The sequence below is a fragment of the Streptomyces sp. NBC_00289 genome (assembly GCF_041435115.1).
GTDB lineage: Bacteria > Actinomycetota > Actinomycetes > Streptomycetales > Streptomycetaceae > Streptomyces.
In genome coordinates, this window is the sequence record NZ_CP108046.1 from 4,602,132 (window position 1) to 4,617,592 (window position 15,461).

Annotated in this window: 14 protein-coding genes; 5 read left to right on the forward strand and 9 right to left on the reverse strand. The window is 70.3% G+C overall.

The annotated features are described in order from the left end of the window. The first annotated feature begins 8 nt into the window (after positions 1 to 8). From OG985_RS20805 to OG985_RS20820, 4 genes are all read left to right on the forward strand, one after another. Positions 9 to 467, forward strand: a complete 459-nt coding sequence (locus tag OG985_RS20805) for a nucleoside deaminase (protein ID WP_371669838.1) — start codon at positions 9 to 11, stop codon at positions 465 to 467. Then, positions 460 to 1,452 (forward strand): isopenicillin N synthase family dioxygenase, encoded by a 993-nt coding sequence (locus OG985_RS20810; RefSeq protein ID WP_371669839.1) that lies wholly within the window; start codon positions 460 to 462, stop codon positions 1,450 to 1,452. The genes OG985_RS20805 and OG985_RS20810 overlap by 8 nt, the downstream gene beginning before the upstream one ends. 106 nt (positions 1,453 to 1,558) lie before the next feature. Further along, positions 1,559 to 3,655: a hypothetical protein gene (locus OG985_RS20815; RefSeq protein ID WP_371669840.1), complete on the forward strand. Its 2,097-nt coding sequence runs from the start codon at positions 1,559 to 1,561 to the stop codon at positions 3,653 to 3,655. Next, positions 3,655 to 5,199 carry an ABC transporter substrate-binding protein gene (locus tag OG985_RS20820; RefSeq protein WP_371669841.1) on the forward strand — a complete coding sequence of 515 codons (1,545 nt, stop codon included), beginning with the start codon at positions 3,655 to 3,657 and terminating at the stop codon, positions 5,197 to 5,199. The genes OG985_RS20815 and OG985_RS20820 overlap by 1 nt, the downstream gene beginning before the upstream one ends. Positions 5,200 to 5,290: 91 nt before the next feature. Here OG985_RS20820 and ccsB read toward each other — a convergent pair whose 3' ends face one another. The 7 genes from ccsB to hemL all read right to left on the reverse strand — a co-directional run bounded on the left by ccsB (position 5,291) and on the right by hemL (position 13,134). Next, on the reverse strand, positions 5,291 to 6,385 hold the full coding sequence (ccsB, locus tag OG985_RS20825) for a c-type cytochrome biogenesis protein CcsB (protein ID WP_371669842.1): 1,095 nt from the start codon (positions 6,383 to 6,385) through the stop codon (positions 5,291 to 5,293). Beyond that, entirely contained in the window at positions 6,382 to 8,148 is a 1,767-nt protein-coding gene (locus tag OG985_RS20830) for a cytochrome c biogenesis protein ResB (RefSeq protein WP_371669843.1), read from the reverse strand. The genes ccsB and OG985_RS20830 overlap by 4 nt, the downstream gene beginning before the upstream one ends. Positions 8,149 to 8,151: 3 nt before the next feature. After that, positions 8,152 to 8,916 carry a cytochrome c biogenesis CcdA family protein gene (locus tag OG985_RS20835; protein WP_371669844.1) on the reverse strand — a complete coding sequence of 255 codons (765 nt, stop codon included), beginning with the start codon at positions 8,914 to 8,916 and terminating at the stop codon, positions 8,152 to 8,154. Between the two features lies 1 nt (position 8,917). Beyond that, positions 8,918 to 9,559 carry a TlpA family protein disulfide reductase gene (locus tag OG985_RS20840; RefSeq protein ID WP_371669845.1) on the reverse strand — a complete coding sequence of 214 codons (642 nt, stop codon included), beginning with the start codon at positions 9,557 to 9,559 and terminating at the stop codon, positions 8,918 to 8,920. Positions 9,560 to 9,625: 66 nt separating this feature from the next. Continuing rightward, positions 9,626 to 10,942, reverse strand: coding sequence for a hypothetical protein (locus OG985_RS20845; RefSeq protein WP_371669846.1), 1,317 nt, complete (start codon positions 10,940 to 10,942; stop codon positions 9,626 to 9,628). Positions 10,943 to 11,086: 144 nt separating this feature from the next. Further along, the gene (locus tag OG985_RS20850) at positions 11,087 to 11,734 is read right to left on the reverse strand and encodes a histidine phosphatase family protein (protein ID WP_371674450.1); all 648 of its coding nucleotides are present in this window, start codon (positions 11,732 to 11,734) and stop codon (positions 11,087 to 11,089) included. A gap of 80 nt (positions 11,735 to 11,814) precedes the next feature. Beyond that, on the reverse strand, positions 11,815 to 13,134 hold the full coding sequence (hemL, locus tag OG985_RS20855) for a glutamate-1-semialdehyde 2,1-aminomutase (RefSeq protein ID WP_371669847.1): 1,320 nt from the start codon (positions 13,132 to 13,134) through the stop codon (positions 11,815 to 11,817). Positions 13,135 to 13,448: 314 nt separating this feature from the next. On the opposite strand from hemL, the gene OG985_RS20860 reads away from it, so the two are divergent. Continuing rightward, positions 13,449 to 14,075, forward strand: a complete 627-nt coding sequence (locus tag OG985_RS20860; RefSeq protein ID WP_371669848.1) for a hypothetical protein — start codon at positions 13,449 to 13,451, stop codon at positions 14,073 to 14,075. A gap of 72 nt (positions 14,076 to 14,147) precedes the next feature. Here the strand turns inward: OG985_RS20860 and OG985_RS20865 are convergent, their stop codons facing one another. Both OG985_RS20865 and OG985_RS20870 read right to left on the reverse strand, forming a co-directional pair. Beyond that, on the reverse strand, positions 14,148 to 14,573 hold the full coding sequence (locus OG985_RS20865; RefSeq protein ID WP_371669849.1) for a hypothetical protein: 426 nt from the start codon (positions 14,571 to 14,573) through the stop codon (positions 14,148 to 14,150). Positions 14,574 to 14,956: 383 nt separating this feature from the next. Beyond that, entirely contained in the window at positions 14,957 to 15,253 is a 297-nt protein-coding gene (locus OG985_RS20870) for a hypothetical protein (RefSeq protein WP_371669850.1), read from the reverse strand. Positions 15,254 to 15,461 lie beyond the last annotated feature (208 nt).

The following is a 15,461-nucleotide window of genomic DNA, read 5'->3' on the forward strand; positions in this document are numbered from 1 at the left end:
GTGGGAGCATGCAGCGCATCGACCAGGCACAGGCACGCGAGTGGCTCGCCACCGCCGTCGCCGAGGCCCGCACGGGTCTCGCCGCGGGCGGCATCCCCATCGGAGCCGCCCTCTACGGACCCGACGGCACCCTCCTCGGCCGCGGGCACAACCGCCGCGTCCAGGACGACGACCCCTCCATGCACGCGGAGACGGCCGCATTCCGGGCAGCCGGACGGCAGCGGTCGTACCGGGGGACGACCATGGTCACCACCCTCTCGCCGTGCTGGTACTGCAGCGGTCTGGTCCGCCAGTTCGGCATCTCGCGGGTGGTCGTCGGCGAGGCGGACACCTTCCACGGCGGACACGACTGGCTGGCCGGGCACGGCGTGGAGATCGTGCTGCTCGACGATCCCGAGTGCGCCGGGATGATGCGCGACTTCATCGAGAAGAACCCCGCACTGTGGAATGAGGACATCGGTGACTGACGCCCCCGGCACCCCCGCCGCCCCGGCTCCGCGCATCCCGACCGTGGACCTCGGGCCGTGGCTCGACGGCGGGCCCGAGGTGCGCGCGCGGATCGCCCGTACCGTCGACGAGGCCCTGCAGACCGCCGGTTTCCTCCTGGTCACCGGGCACGGCGTGGACCCGTCGCTGCGGGCCCGCATCCGGGAGGCCGCCCGGGCGTTCTTCGCCCTGCCCGCCGAGACCAAACAGCCCTACACCGCGAAGGTCGGCGGGCGCGGGTGGCTCGGACCGGGGGCCGAGGCCAACGGCTACTCGGAGGGGACCGAGACCCCGCCGGATCTCAAGGAGTCGCTGACCTTCGCGACCCACGAGCCGTTCGAGGACCCGGTCGTCAACGCGGAGTGGTACGCGCCCAACGTGTGGCCCGACGAGGCGCCGGAGCTACGGGAACTCTGTGAGGAGTACCTGGGGCGGATGGCGGAGCTGGAGAAGCGGCTCCTGTCCCTGCTCGGTGAGGCGCTCGGCCTCGAAGCCGACTTCTTCTCCCGGCACATGGACCGTCCGACGTACGGCTTCAACATCAACTGGTACCCGGGGGCCGAGGTCGTCGGCGAGCCCGAACCCGGCCAGTTCCGCATCGGCCCGCACACCGACTTCGGCACCGTGACGATCCTTGACCGGCAGGCCGGCAAGGGCGGACTGCAGGTCTACACGGACGCGGGCGGCTGGGAGGACGCGCCCTTCGACCCGGACGCCTTCACCATCAACATCGGTGACCTGATGGCCCGTTGGACGGGCGACCGCTGGCGCTCGGGCCGCCACCGGGTGCTGCCGCCGCCCGCGGACGCCCCGGCCGAGGAGCTGATGTCCCTCGTCTACTTCGGTGAGTGCACCCCGGGCACGCTCGTCGAGTCCGTGCCGGCGCCGGTGGGACGGGTGGCGTACGAGGCGGTCGACTCGCACACCTACCTGCGGGAGAAGCTGGATTCGATCACCGTCGACTGACCAGATCGACACTTTCGTAACCCAACGGACATCACGCGATCTAGTCCGAACCAACTCCCTCTCCTTACCCTGGAGTTGAACACCACGGGGGGCAGGGGGAGATGCGGTGGGCAGACGGCTGCACGGACGCGGGGCGCTGTTCGACACCGATCCGGCCGGTCTGGCCGCGCGGCTCGTGGGACTGCGTCCGCACCAGCACCGCGCCTGCCCGGTCGAACACCCGCAGGAACTCCCCTTCGTCGTGCTCACCGGCGGACGGGGACTCGGCAAGAGCGCGGCGCTCGGCGAACTGCGCGAGGCGTACCAGGGGCACACCCCGGTCGCGCTGATCGACTGCGAGGACGCCCAGTTCGCGGCGCCGCCGAGCGGCCGGCCCGCCGAGGCCTGGTCCCCGGTGTCGCAGGCGCTGCTCGTGATCGCCGAGCAACTGGCCGAGCCGGTGACCGGCGCCGGGCGGATCACCTTCCCGCGGCTGATGTCGGGGCTGGTCGCGGTGGCCGCGGGCGGCTGGGGCGACGCCGACTCCGAGCGCATCCGGCGCGAGGTCGAGCGGATCCTGCTGCTGAACGAGAGCGGGTCGTGGATCGCCGGGTTCGCCGGGCGGTGGGCCGGGCGGGTCGCCGCCAACGTCGTCGCCGCGGCGACCGGCACCGGACCGCTGGTGTCCTCCGCCATCGAGGCGACCCTGGAGTCCGTCTCCGACAGCTTCGTGCACCGGCGCCACCAGAAGGCCGCCACCTGGTGGCGCGACTACCCCAACGCCGGCCGCAACGCCCGGCGCGGACTGATGCTGCTGTCCGGGCACTTCCGGGCCGGCGGCACCTCCCGCGAGCACGCCGAGCGGTATGTGGTGCGGGCACTGCTCGCCGACCTCGCCGAGGCCTACGCCGGGGTGCTGCCGCGGATGCGGCGCCTCGGGCGTCCGCTCGTCCTGCTCGACAACACCCAGACCGCGCCCGGTCCCGGACTGACCGACGCGGTGCTGCGCGACCGCGCCGACGGCATCCCCGACCAGGTGGTGTTTCTCGGCGCGCTGCGCGGCACCGGGCGCCCGGCCCTGCGCAACGCCGTACGGCGGGCCCTGCCCGAGGTGACCCGGCGCAGCGAATGGACCCCGGACCCGGCCGCCCCGTCCTCCCGGGCGCTGCTGGTGGCGCTGCCCCCGCTCAGCCCCGACGACACCCTGCACCTGATGGGTGCCGCCTGCGCCGAGGCTCCGATGCCACCCCAACTTCCGCACGCCACCCACCGGTTGACCGGCGGCAATCCGCTGGGCATCACCCTGCTCGCCGAGTCCGCCGCCCAGCACCTGCCGGACGTGTCCTCGCTGGGCACGCTGCTCACCGCGGACCTGCGGCTGCACGAGGACCGCGACGGGCGGCCCACCTATCTGGAGCTGCTGGACCGGCTGGTGCCCGCCGACCGCCTCGACGAGCTGACCGTGCTGGCCGCCGCCCACGACCACGACTCGGCCTGCGCGCTCGCCGCCGCCCTCCTCCCCGAAGACTTCGGCCCGGCGGACGTACGTTCCCTGGAGACCCGGCTGGGCGAGGAGGGACTGCCCGCGGTGCCCGGCCGCTTCGTCGGTGACCCCTTCGTACGGACCCTGCTGCTGTTGCGTCTGCACCACCGCGACACCGGCCACGCGCAGTGGCGCACCGCCCACGAGACGCTCGTCGCGCACTACGCGCCGATCGCCGAGGACGACGACCCGGCCCGCGCCCCCTTCCGGCTGCACCACGAACTCGCCCTGGGCGGTGCCGACTCGGCGGTGGCCCACCTGCGCGACACCTTCCCCGTCCAGGACACCCGCACCTGGCTTCGGTCGCTGCGCTTCATCGCCTCGGCGCCCTACTTCCACGCGCACGACGAGGAGGGCCACGACTTCGCCGGGCACGACGACCGGCGGGCCGCCGTCGCGCTCGGCCGCACGGACGCCGGCCACAGCCCGCCGGACGCGGTGGACGCCGTACTACACCTGCGGGTACGGCGGTTGCTGCACGTCGTGTGGCAGCTGACCGACCCGCTGGCGCTGCCCGACCCCAAGGTGAGCGACCGGCTCCGGTTCGAGCTGGAGCAGCTGTCCAACCTGCGGCCCGCGGGCAACGCGCTGCTGTGGCGGGCCTCGCGCGACTGGCCCGGGGACGCGCTCGCCGGGCGGCCCCTGCACATCCCGGACCACGACGAGGACGGGGAGGCGTGATGGCACGCGGATACGGCGTGTGGCTGCGGGAGAGCGTCTGGGAGATCCCCCTGCGCCGCTACCTCGCCCTGCTGCTCAGTGCCGCACTGGTGGCCGGCCTCGTCTTCGCGGTCCGGGCGCTCGCCCACGACGACCGCTCCTGCGCCCCCGGTGTCGTACGGCCCGAGGGCAGCGACGAGTGCGTGGGCGTCGCGACCACGGCGTACGACTTCGGACGCCCCCAACTCCGGGACGCGGTACGGGCGATCGACCGCGAGAACAAGCGGCTGAAGGAGGGCAGCCAGGTGACCGTCGCGGTGATGCTGCCGTTCACCTCCACCGCGCCGGCCAGTCTCAGCGACATCCAGCACGAGTTGCAGGGCGCGTATCTGGCGCAGTACGAGGCCAACCACAGCTCCAACGGCGAGGCCCCGGCCATCCGGCTGGTGCTCGCCAACCCCGGGGCCACCGGCATCTACTGGGCACAGACCGTCGACCGGCTGGAACGGATGGCGAAGGGCGCCGACCGGCTGCGGGCGGTCGCCGGCGTGGGCCTGAGCACGGACAGCAACAAGGCCGCCGTCAAGGAGCTGACCCGGCGCGGCATCCCGGTCGTGGGCTCCTCCATCACCGCCGACGACCTCGCCAACGGCCAGGACGGCAGGGACCCCTTCCCGGGGCTCGCCCGCGTCTCCCCCACCAACACCGACGAGGCCCGCGCGCTGGCCTCCTTCGCCAAGGTGTCGGCGGGCCGGGCCCTGCTGGTGTACGACAAGCCCGGCGACCCCTACACGCGGACCCTCCAGACGTCCTTCGCCAAGCTCATCGAGGGCTCGCCCTACGAGCCGCAGCCCTTCACCCCGCCCGCCGACCGCAGCCAGGAGGGCACCACCGCCAACACCTTCCGGCAGATCACCCACCTGGTGTGCGACACCTCGCCGGGAACCGACACGATCCTGTTCGCCGGACGGCACACCCAGCTGCGGCAGTTCATCAACGCGCTCGGCGGACGCGGCTGCCAGGACCGGAGGTTCACCCTGCTCACCGGGGACGAGGGCTCCTACCTGACCGGCGAGAAGGACCTCGACCGCAGCGCCCTCGCGCACAACCTGTCCGTCCGGTACACCGCCCTCGCCCACCCGGACGCCTGGGCGAAGGACTCCGCGAGGACCGGCGGCTCGGCGCACGACACGCGGATCCTCACCGACCTGCTGGCGAGAAGCGGACGCGAGCCCGTCGGCCCGATCGGCCCGGTGCCCCTGGAGGACGGGCAGCTGATCATCGCCTACGACGCGCTGCGACTGGCCGTGCACGGCATCCGCGAGGCCACGCCGGAGGGCCGGACCGTCCCGCCGCTCGCGGACGTCGGCCTCCAGTGGCCGCAGGTCAAGGGCTCGCTGCGGGTGAACGGGGCCAGCGGCTGGATCTGCCTGGACGTGCACGGCAACCCGTACGACAAGGCCGTACCGATCGTGGAACTCACCCCCGAGGGTGGCTCCCGCTTCGTGCGGATCGCCTGGCCGGAGGGGAAGCCGCCGAGCAAGGAGTGCCTGCCGCCGTCATAGAGGCCGCCTCAGGGGCCGTGCAGCGGCGAAGGCCGGCCCCCGTGACCCGAGTCACAGGAACCGGCCTTCGCCGCGATGTCTCCTCCGAGCGTCACACGCCCGCGTACGAGTGCTTGCCGGAGACGAAGATGTTGACGCCGTAGTAGTTGAACAGCCAGCAGCCGAAGGCGATCAGCGCCAGGTAGGCGGCCTTGCGGCCCTTCCAGCCGGCCGTGGCGCGGGCGTGCAGGTAGCAGGCGTAGGCGACCCAGGTGATGAAGGCCCAGGTCTCCTTGGGGTCCCAGCCCCAGTAGCGGCCCCAGGCGTCGCCCGCCCAGATCGCGCCCGCGATGATCGTGAACGTCCACAGCGGGAAGACCGCCGCGTTGACGCGGTAGGAGAACTTGTCGAGGGACGCCGAGGCGGGCAGCCGCTCCAGGAAGGACGTGGCGAAGCTGCCGGGCTTGCCGCCGTTGGCCAGCTTGTTCTCGTACGAGTCCTTGAACAGGTAGAGGATCGTGGCGACCGCGCCGACGTAGAAGACGGCGCCGCACAGGATCGCCGTCGAGACGTGGATGTACAGCCAGTACGAGTGCAGCGCGGGAACCAGCTGGTCGCTCGCGGTGTACAGGACGGTGACGGCGATGCCGAGGTCGAGCAGGACCGTCGTGATCAGGAACAGGCCGAGCCAGCGCACGTTCTTCCGCAGCGCCAGCAGCGTGAGGTACACGCCGACGGCCACCGTGGAGAAGGTGATGTTGAACTCGTACATGTTGCCCCACGGCGCCCGCTCCACCGAGGCCGCGCGGGCGACGACCCCGGCCAGCTCGACGAGGAAGGCGAGCACGGTGAGGGACACCGCGATCCGGCCGTACAGGTCACCCTGTTCGTCGCCGCCGTGCGCGCCGGGTCCGTCGGGCACGTCCCGCGCACCGGCGGCCGCCCGTACGACGACCTTCGGCCGCTCCAGCACGGCGGTGCCGCCGGCCTGCTGCACGGTGACGGCCGGCGCCCTGGACTTCTGTGCCGAGGTGAGCGCGGCGGCGGTGCGGCCGATCTTGCTGCGGCTGCCGAAGATCCATTCGGTGATGTACGCGAAGAAGGCCAGGGTGTAGACGGCCATCGCGGAGTAGATGAGCGTGTTGCTGGTGCTCGCGAGGTGTTCGTTGGTCGCGACGGCGAGGTCGGTTGCGGCGGCGAGAGTCACTTCGTCTCAGCCCCTTCGGAAGGTGCGACTGGGGGGTCGGGGATAGGGGTGTCGTCGCCCGGCTCCGAAGCGGGGTCGGGGGAATCTGAGGTGTCGGGGTCGGGGGCGCCCGGCGCCTGGTCGTAGAGGATTCCGGCGAGGTCGCCGAGTTCCTCGGGCACCTTGGCGGACTCGCTGCGGCCGAGGCCGCCCATCTCCACGAGGGTGACGCCGTCGGCGCCCCTGACCGCCCGCACCCACACGCGGCGGCGCTGGATGAACAGCGAGGCGGCCAGACCGAAGATCGCGGCGACGGCACCGCCGAGGGCCCAGCCGCTGCCGGGCTGCCGGGTGACCTGGAAGCCGGCCCACTCCTCGACCTTGTCGAAGGTGACCGAGCCGGCGCCGCCGGGAAGCTGCATGGTCTCGCCGGGCTTCAGGTTCTCCCGCAGCAGCTGGCCCTTGGAGTTCTTGAACCCCTTCATGTTGGTCTTGTCGAGCTGGTACACGCTCTGCGGGATGCCCGCGTCGACACCGAGGTCGCCGTGGTACGCCGCCAGGTTCAGCACGGGGTTCATCAGCGCCGGGAACTGCGAGACGACCGCGGTGTTCGCGCCGCCGTACGTCGGCAGGAAGAAGGCCTGGAAGCCGAGCTGTTCCTTGACGCCCTGCGCGTTGCGGTAGCCGTCCATGACCTTGGCGGCGCCGGAGGAGGTGACGTTGGAGTCGAGCGGCAGCAGCGGAACGGCGTCGCGGTAGACGACCTTGCCCTTGCTGTCGCGGACGGTGAGCACGGGCGCGTAGCCGTGGCTGACGAGGTACACCTTCGAGTCGCCGACCCGCAGCGGCTCGTTGACCTTGATGGTGGTCCGCTTGTCCTTGCCGTAGGCGCCCACTCTGTAGGAGAGGTCGGCCTGGAAGGTGCGCGGGGTGCCCCGGTTGGGGCCGGTGAGCTCGTAGGTGCCCGTGAACTTCTTCAGGGTGAAGCTGAACGGGTCCAGGTCGTCCTGGCTGAAGAGGTTGCCGGACTTGAAGTCGTCGTACTGGGTGAGGGTGTTGGAGAACCCGCCGCCCTCCACGATCAGCTTGTCGCCCTCCGACTTGTACAGCTGGCCCCAGGCGAAGGCGGTCAGCATCACGATCAGCGCGATGTGGAAGGCGAGGTTGCCGACCTCCCGCAGATAGCCCTTCTCGGCGGCGACGGCGTCACCGGCGAGGTGCGCCCGGAAGCGGCGCCTCTTCAGCAGCGCGAGCGCCGCCTCACGGACCTGCTCGGGCTCGGCCTCGGTGCGCCAGGAGGTGTAGGCGGGCAGCCGGGTCAGGCGCCGCGGGGCGCCCGGCGGCCGTCCGCGCAGCTGGCCCACGAACTGCCAGGTGCGGGGCACGATGCAGCCGATGAGCGAGACGAACAGCAGGATGTAGATCGCCGAGAACCACACCGAGCCGTAGACGTGGAACAGGCCGAGTTTGTCGTAGACCGGCGCGAGGAAGGTGTGCCGGTTCTCGAAGTCGGCGACCTTCGACGCGTCGACGTTGGTCTGCGGGATCAGCGAGCCGGGGATCGCGCCGAGCGACAGCAGCAGGAGCAGCAGCAGCGCGACCCGCATCGAGGTGAGCTGCCGCCAGAACCAGCGGGCCCAGCCGACCGGTCCGAGGGCGGGCAGGCCCGCCGTCTCCTCCTGGGGGGCGGTGGACAGCTGGGAGCCGGCGGCACCGAGGTCCTGGTCGTCGGCCCGGTCCGCGGCCGCGGCCGCGTCGGTGCCCGTCTTCATCGTCCCGCTCATCGCTCAGATCCCCACAGTGAAGCCGTTGGACCAGGTCTGCATCTCCTGCACGATCCGGTCCCACGCGCCGGTCAGCAGCAGCACACCGGTCACGATCATCATGGTGCCGCCGATGCGCATGACCCAGACGTAGTGGCGCTTGACCCAGTCGAACGCGCCGAGCGCCTTGCGGAAGGCGACCGCGGCGAGCACGAACGGCAGGCCGAGACCCAGGCAGTACGCGACCGTCAGTATGGCCCCGCGGCCCGCGCTGCCCTCGTTGAAGGACAGGAACTGCACGGAGGCGAGGGTCGGACCGATGCACGGTGTCCAGCCGATGCCGAACAGGGCACCGAGCACGGGGGCCCCGGCCAGCCCCGCCACCGGCCGCCGGTGGAAGCGGAACTCGCGCTGGGTGAGCCAGGGCATCAGACCCATGAAGAAGACGCCCATGAGGATCATGAGCACACCGAGCACCGTGGTCAGGGTTCCCTTGTACTCCTGGAGCGTCTGCCCGAAGTACCCGAAGAAGGCCCCGCCGGAGACGAACACGGCCGTGAAGCCGAGGACGAACAACGAGGCACCGGCGACCATGCGCCCCCGGCGGGCCTCGGCCAGGTCGGTGCCGCTGACTCCGGTGACGTAGGACAGGTAACCGGGCACGAGCGGCAGGACGCACGGGGAGAAGAAGGAGACGAGGCCGCCGAGCAGGGCGACGGGGAAGGCCACCAGCAGGGCCCCGTTGAGGACCGTCTGGTTCTCCGCGGCGAGCGTGGACACTCCGGTCACGTCACTTCTCCGCGAGGACGGGCTTGAGCATGGAGCGCAGCTTGTCCTCGCTGAGCGCCTGCAGCGCCCGCGCCGCGACCCTGCCGTCCCGGTCGATGACCAGGGTGGAGGGGATCAGCTGCGGGTTGAGCGTGCCCTTCTTGAAGCGGAGCATCAGCTTGCCCGTCGGGTCGTACAGGCTCGGGTAGGTGATCCCGTAGTCGGCCTCGAAGGCCTTCGCCGGACCGACGCTGGTGTCCCGGGTGTTGATGCCGACGAACTGCACACCCTGGCCCTTGACGTCCTGGTAGACCTTCTCGAAGTTCTTCGCCTCGGCCCGGCAGGGCGGGCACCAGGAGCCCCATACGTTGAGGACGACGACCTTGCCCTTGTAGTCGGCGACGTCCAGCCGGGTGCCGTTGACGGTCTCGCCGGCCAGTTCGGGGGCGACGCTCCGCCCGTCCTTGGCGACGGTCGCGATGCCGTTGGTACCGGTGACGAAGTTGGTGTTGCCGGAGCCGCCGGACGTGCCACCGGAACCGCACGCCGACAGCGTCAGCGCGGCGACCGCGGCACCGGCGGTGAGCAGGGCGGCGCGGTTACGCGTACGCGTCGGGCGGTTCGTGCTGTTCAAGCGCAGGGAGGCGCGGCTGGCGGCACTCATGTGAAAAGTTTCGCATGTCCGTTCCGGGGATCTTGCGCACCCCCCTTGGGGGCGGAAACCCGCATTTCAGGCGGCCTGCCCGGAGCCCTCTCCGGAGTCCTCCTCGGCGGACTGCCCGGCGGACTGCCCGGCGGACTTCGAGGTGTCCTTGAGGAACTCCTTCCAGCCACCGGCCGGCTGCTGCCCGACGTCGAGGGTGCGCAGCTTGGCGAGCACCTCGGGCCGCTGCACGTCCAGCCAGTCCGCGAACTGCCGGAAGGAGACGAGGCGTACGTCCTCGCCCTTCTCCTTCTCCCGCGCGATGTACGTGAACGCCTCCTCGACGGCGTCCATGTAGATGCCGCCGTTCCACTGCTCGAAGTGGTTGCCGACGAAGAACGGAGCACGATTTGTCTCGTATGCCCGCTTGAAGCCCGCTATGTACGTCTGGGACGCCTGCTGCCGCCAGGCCGGGTAGTTGTGGGCGGGCGCGTTCGTCGAGTTGACCGACTGGTTGGCCAGCAGGTTGTAGTCCATCGACAGGACCTCGAAGCTGTGGCCACTCATCGGGATCGCCTGCAACGGCAGGTCCCAGATCCCCTGCCGACGCTCCGGCCAGATCTGCCGGCCGCCGGGCGAGGAGGCGTCGTAGCGCCAGCCGAGCTCGCGGGCGGTGGGCAGCAGGTTGTTCTGGCCGAGGAGACAGGGCGTACGACCGCCGACGAGCTCCTTGTCGTAGTCGAAGGGCAGGGCCGGCAGATCGGTCCACCCCGTGTTGGTGCGCCACTCCTTCACGAAGGACTTGGCCTGGTCTATCTCGCTGCGCCACTGCTGGGGCGTCCAGTTGCCGACGGTGCCGTAGCCCGAGCAGAAGTGGCCGTTGAAGTGCGTGCCTATCTCGTGACCCTCGAGCCAGGCCCGCCGCACGTTCGTCAGCGTCGCCCTGACGTGCTCGTCGGTGAGGTAGCCGATGTCGGAGGCACCGCGCGGGTTGTTCGGCGGGTCGTACAGCCGCTTCTTCGACTCGGGCAGCAGATACAGCCCCGAGAGGAAGAAGGTCATGTGCGCCTCGTGCCGCTTGGCGAGGTCCAGGAAACGCGGGAAGAGACCGTTGCCGACCTCACCGGCACCGTCCCAGGAGAAGATCACGAACTGCGGCGGGGTCTGCCCCGGCTCCAACGGCTCGGGCTTCCTGGGCTGGTGGGGCTGCTTGCCGGTGAAGGAGGTGGAGCCGTCGCCGAGGGGGCGGGCGGGGTGCGGAGTACTGCCGGATCGCTTGCCGCCGGAACCTCCGGCATGGTTCGGCCCGTCTGACGGCGTGAGGGTGCCGCATCCCGCGAGTCCGACGGCGGCCGCGGCGCCCGCGCCGAGACCGAGCATTCCCCTTCGGGTGTGAGAGCGCATTGCATCCCCGTTCGTCACGTTCTCCGGTGGTCACCCATTCAGAGGACGTGACGAACGGGTAGGTTCCCGTCGGACACGTGTATTCAGCAACAAATGTCACGAACGTGTCAGGACGCCGTTCGGGACACTCGGGAGACGCCTTCCTCAGGCGCCGAACGCCTTGCCCTGCCCCTTCACCGGCCTGGCACCCGCGAGGAGATGAGCCGGCACCAGATCGCGGGCCGGCTCGGTGTAGCCGACGGCCACGATCCTGTCGCCGTGGTACGTGAAGCTCGTCAGGGACGCGAGCGTGCACTGCCGCTTGCGCGGGTCGTGCCACAGCCGCCGCCCCTCGACGTCGCTGCGCACGATCCAGATCGGCAACTGGTGGCTGACCAGCACCGCCTCATGCCCGCGGGCCGCGTCCCTGGCGGCGTCCAGCGCCCCCCTCATCCGCGCGACCTGCTCGACGTACGGCTCACCCCAGGACGGCTTGAACGGGTTGACCAGGTGCTTCCAGTTCTCGGGCCGGCGGAGCGCGCCGTCGCCCACACCGAAGGTCTTGCCCTGGAACACGTTCTCGGCCTCGATCAGCCGCTCGTCGGTCCCGATGTCCAGCCCGTGCGCCTTGGCGATCGGCGCCGCCGTCTCCTGCGCCCGCTCCAGCGGCGAGGCTACGACGTGGGTGATGTCCCGCGAGGAGAGGTGCTCAGCGACCCGGTCGGCCATCCGGCGCCCGAGGTCGGAGAGGTGGTACCCGGTGAGCCTGCCGTAGAGCACCCCGTCCGGGTTCGCGACCTCACCGTGCCGCATGAGGTGGACGACGGTGGTCTCGCCGTCGGGGTTGCTGTCGCTCCGACCGTTGTTGTCGCCGGTCCGGCTGTTCTGGGAGCTCATGCTGCCGTGGCCTCCGCCGCCGCTCGGGCCGCCGCCGGAAGGGCGTCGGCGATGCGCTGGACGGCCCGCTCGTCGTGGGCCGTGGACACGAACCAGGACTCGAAGGACGAGGGCGGCAGATAGACGCCGTTCGCCAGCAGCGAGTGGAAGAAGGCGGTGTAGCGGAAGGACTCCTGCTTCTTCGCGTCCTCGTAGTCACGGACCGCGCGGTCCGTGAAGAACACGGAGAACATGTTGGAGGCGTTCTGCACACGGTGCGCGACGCCCTCCTTGGACAGGGCCTCGGTGACCAGGGACTGGATCTGCGCGGAGACCGCGTCGACCGTGTCGTACGCGGCCTCGTCCAGGAGGCGCAGCTGAGCCAGCCCGGCGGCGGTGGCGACCGGGTTCCCGGAGAGGGTGCCGGCCTGGTAGACGGGCCCGGCGGGCGCGAGGTGCGCCATGACGTCGGCACGGCCGCCGAAGGCGGCCGCGGGGAAGCCGCCGCCCATGACCTTGCCGAAGGTCATGAGGTCGGGCTTGACCCCGTCGATGCCGCACCAGCCTGCCCTGCTGGTACGGAAGCCGGTCATGACCTCGTCGGAGACGAAGAGCGCGCCGTTCTTCCGGCAGGTGTCCTTGAGGCCCTGGTTGAACCCGGGCAGCGGCGGCACGACACCCATGTTGCCGGGCGAGGCCTCGGTGATCACACAGGCGATCTCGCCGGGGTGCCGGTGGAACGCCTCCTGCACGGCCTCGAGGTCGTTGTACGGCAGGACGATGGTGTCGCCGGCCTGGGCCCCGGTGACGCCGGGCGTGTCCGGCAGGGCGAACGTGGCGACGCCCGAGCCCGCCGCGGCGAGCAGCGAGTCGACGTGACCGTGGTAACACCCGGCGAACTTGATCACCTTGGTGCGCCGGGTGAACCCGCGCGCCAGCCGGATCGCCGACATGGTCGCCTCGGTGCCACTGGACACCAGCCGCACCTGCTCCAGGGGCTCGATCCGGTCCACCATCTCCTCGGCGAGCGCGACCTCGCCCTCACCGGGCGTACCGAAGGAGGTGCCCCGTGAGACGGCGTCCTGCACGGCGGCGATCACGTCGGGCTGCGCGTGCCCGAGGATCATGGGCCCCCAGGAACACACCAGGTCGACGTACTCGCGCCCGTCGGCGTCGGTCAGGTACGGGCCGGTGCCGGACACCATGAACCGGGGCGTGCCGCCGACGGCGCGGAAGGCTCGTACCGGGGAGTTCACGCCACCGGGTGTGACGGTCGCCGCACGGTCGAACAGTGCCTGCGACACGGGCGCTTCGTATGAATAGGGCAGTTCGCTCATGACCTGCGACTTCTCCGACTTCTCGGACTCCGGTTGCCAGTGACCTCCTCAGAGTAGGCCAGCCGCGGCGGACGTCCGGGAGCGGCGGCCGGCCCGCTGCCGACCGGACACACCGTCCCGGTTCTGCGCTGTCTGCGAAACTGGACCCCGATAGACGCAGCTCACAGGGACCATGGTGTCGAGGGGGTGCGAAGATCCTGCGGGCAGGTGTTTCACCGCACGTTTCGGCGGGCGGCCGTGGGGGAGGTCACTGACACGATGATCGGGTTGCGCGGCGGGGGCCACGCGTCCTAGAAAAGCAGTCGGGTGGAGATATGCATCGCGGTGGCGGACTGGGCGAGGGGACTGACGACCTGGGTCCTCGACGTGCCAGGCGGGGACGGCACCGGCGCGAGGCTGAGGAAGCCGCCGAGGCCCGTCAGGGGCACGGTGGACCGAGTGAGTCCGAGCGGCTCGACCAACGGGTCGAGCAGCTGAGGGCGGGGAGCGGGAATGGTGGTCGGGTGGGGGTGACGTACAAGTACTTCGGCGCGCCTGACGGTGCGACCGCGGCCCGCGTCCCGATCTCGATGCGCCCCGAGGAACTCGGCGGCGACGAGCTCGGCATGAACGGCATGTTCACCAAGATCAAGCCGGAGACGATGGCCGCCATGGTGCTCACCGGCATAGAGGGCGTCCCGCTCAACAAGGTCCCGCCCCTGGAACTGGTCGTCCTGCACCCCGACTACGCGGTCGTCAAACTCCCGATGACGGTCGTCGACCCGCTGCGAGGCATAGGCGAGGAAGCGGTCGGCGCGGCAGCCTTCATCTGGTCGACGGTCCCGGACCGGGGCGGCCCCCGAGACGCGTTCAACGTCTACCAACTGCTGCACGAATGGCAGGACTTCAGCCACAGGTTGCATGAGGCGGGGCACCAGCCGTACTGCCTGGTCTGGCCCTGAGCCGGCTGTTCGACGTCGACAGCCACCGGAGGCCGGTCCGTGGGGACCGGCCTCGGTGCACGCGTACAGGGTTCAGCTGACGCTGATCTTCTGCGTGAGCGTGTCCCCGGCGGGGCGCTTTATCTTGACGTTCTGCTTGGTGAAGGAGTCGTCCGCTCCGTCCGGGTCCTCACAGACGACTGTGACCTTCGCCAGCGTTCCGGCCTTCGGAATGTTCAGGAACTTCAGGGCGCCGAAAGTCGCCGACTCCTCGTCCGCGTCGATGGTCTTCGACTTCTTCTCCGCCGGATTGGTGGCGGTGGTCACGGTCACCTTGTTGGGGACCGAGTCATTGGCGAATCGTCCGCAGCTTGCCGTCACCACGAGATTGACCTTCGGACTGTCGGGGTCGGCATGCGCCGATCCGACGGTCACGGGATTGACGACCGCGAGAGCGGCCAGCGCCGCGACGGCGCTCCCGATGAACTTCACATTCCTGCGACGAGCCTGGACAGGCATTGCAGCCTCCCTGGTTGTTTGGACGGCACTGTCGAGTCGACGGCCCGCGACACCACAACTGACTCACGCGGGCGCCGCGTAGGTCGGGTCGGTAGGCGCGTCCATTTCAGTCAGCGGCGGACGTGGAACTCGGCCTCCGCGGCTTGGAATCCTTTCGGCCCGGACGTCTCGCCCTGAATGAGTTCCTGAGCGGCTTGGCCGACATTGACGCATCGAAGGTTCCACAAACCAAAGTTCCACAGCACCCTCTCGCGCGCAAGCGCGATACTGCATTAAGGAATGCAGTAATGCAGGCGAGGTTTTCATGAAATGCGAATGACCGGGAATTTGAATGCGTAAAGAAAGTCGGAACCCTTTCGTCATTCAATCTCCGCCGATGCCGCCTACCGGTCCCGGAGGTCGCTCAGAACAGCGGCCGCGAGGGCCTGGTCGACGGTGAGACGGTGCACCAGAGTGCGGAAGACCTCGGCGAGGGACACGTCGACCACATCCAGTTCCACGGCGGCATTGCCCGTCCACTGCTTCAGCCGACGGTGCAGCACCGGATCCAGGTCCACCGTCAGACGCACCGGGCGGGTACGCCCGACCCCTGGCCGCGACTTTCCGGCCCGCCCTCTCCGGCCGTCGGCGCCGGTCGGACTCTCCTCGCGATCGGTCGCGCTCTCATGGTCATCGATCACGGCGTCACCGCCTTTCGTCACCTGGTGGGCACTGCTGCCGGCTGGATCACCCACCGGCGGACGACGGCTGCCGCATACGAGACCCGCTGCGCCGCATCGCCGTCCACGACCAGGGCCGCCCGGCCCACGCCACAGTGGTCACATTGAGTGATGCTAATGACCCGTAGGGCAACGTGCAGCCGGGGCCCGGCCAACGAGTGAACCCCGG

Excerpts from the sequence above, each read along its gene's own strand:
- hemL (WP_371669847.1), bottom strand. The coding sequence starts at position 13,134 with ATGAGCGAACTGCCCTATTCATACGAAGCGCCCGTGTCGCAGGCACTG.
- OG985_RS20860 (WP_371669848.1), top strand. The coding sequence starts at position 13,449 with ATGCATCGCGGTGGCGGACTGGGCGAGGGGACTGACGACCTGGGTCCT.
- OG985_RS20865 (WP_371669849.1), bottom strand. The coding sequence starts at position 14,573 with ATGCCTGTCCAGGCTCGTCGCAGGAATGTGAAGTTCATCGGGAGCGCC.
- OG985_RS20840 (WP_371669845.1), bottom strand. The coding sequence starts at position 9,559 with ATGAGTGCCGCCAGCCGCGCCTCCCTGCGCTTGAACAGCACGAACCGC.
- OG985_RS20830 (WP_371669843.1), bottom strand. The coding sequence starts at position 8,148 with ATGAGCGGGACGATGAAGACGGGCACCGACGCGGCCGCGGCCGCGGAC.
- OG985_RS20850 (WP_371674450.1), bottom strand. The coding sequence starts at position 11,734 with ATGCGGCACGGTGAGGTCGCGAACCCGGACGGGGTGCTCTACGGCAGG.
- OG985_RS20820 (WP_371669841.1), top strand. The coding sequence starts at position 3,655 with ATGGCACGCGGATACGGCGTGTGGCTGCGGGAGAGCGTCTGGGAGATC.
- OG985_RS20805 (WP_371669838.1), top strand. The coding sequence starts at position 9 with ATGCAGCGCATCGACCAGGCACAGGCACGCGAGTGGCTCGCCACCGCC.
- OG985_RS20845 (WP_371669846.1), bottom strand. The coding sequence starts at position 10,942 with ATGCGCTCTCACACCCGAAGGGGAATGCTCGGTCTCGGCGCGGGCGCC.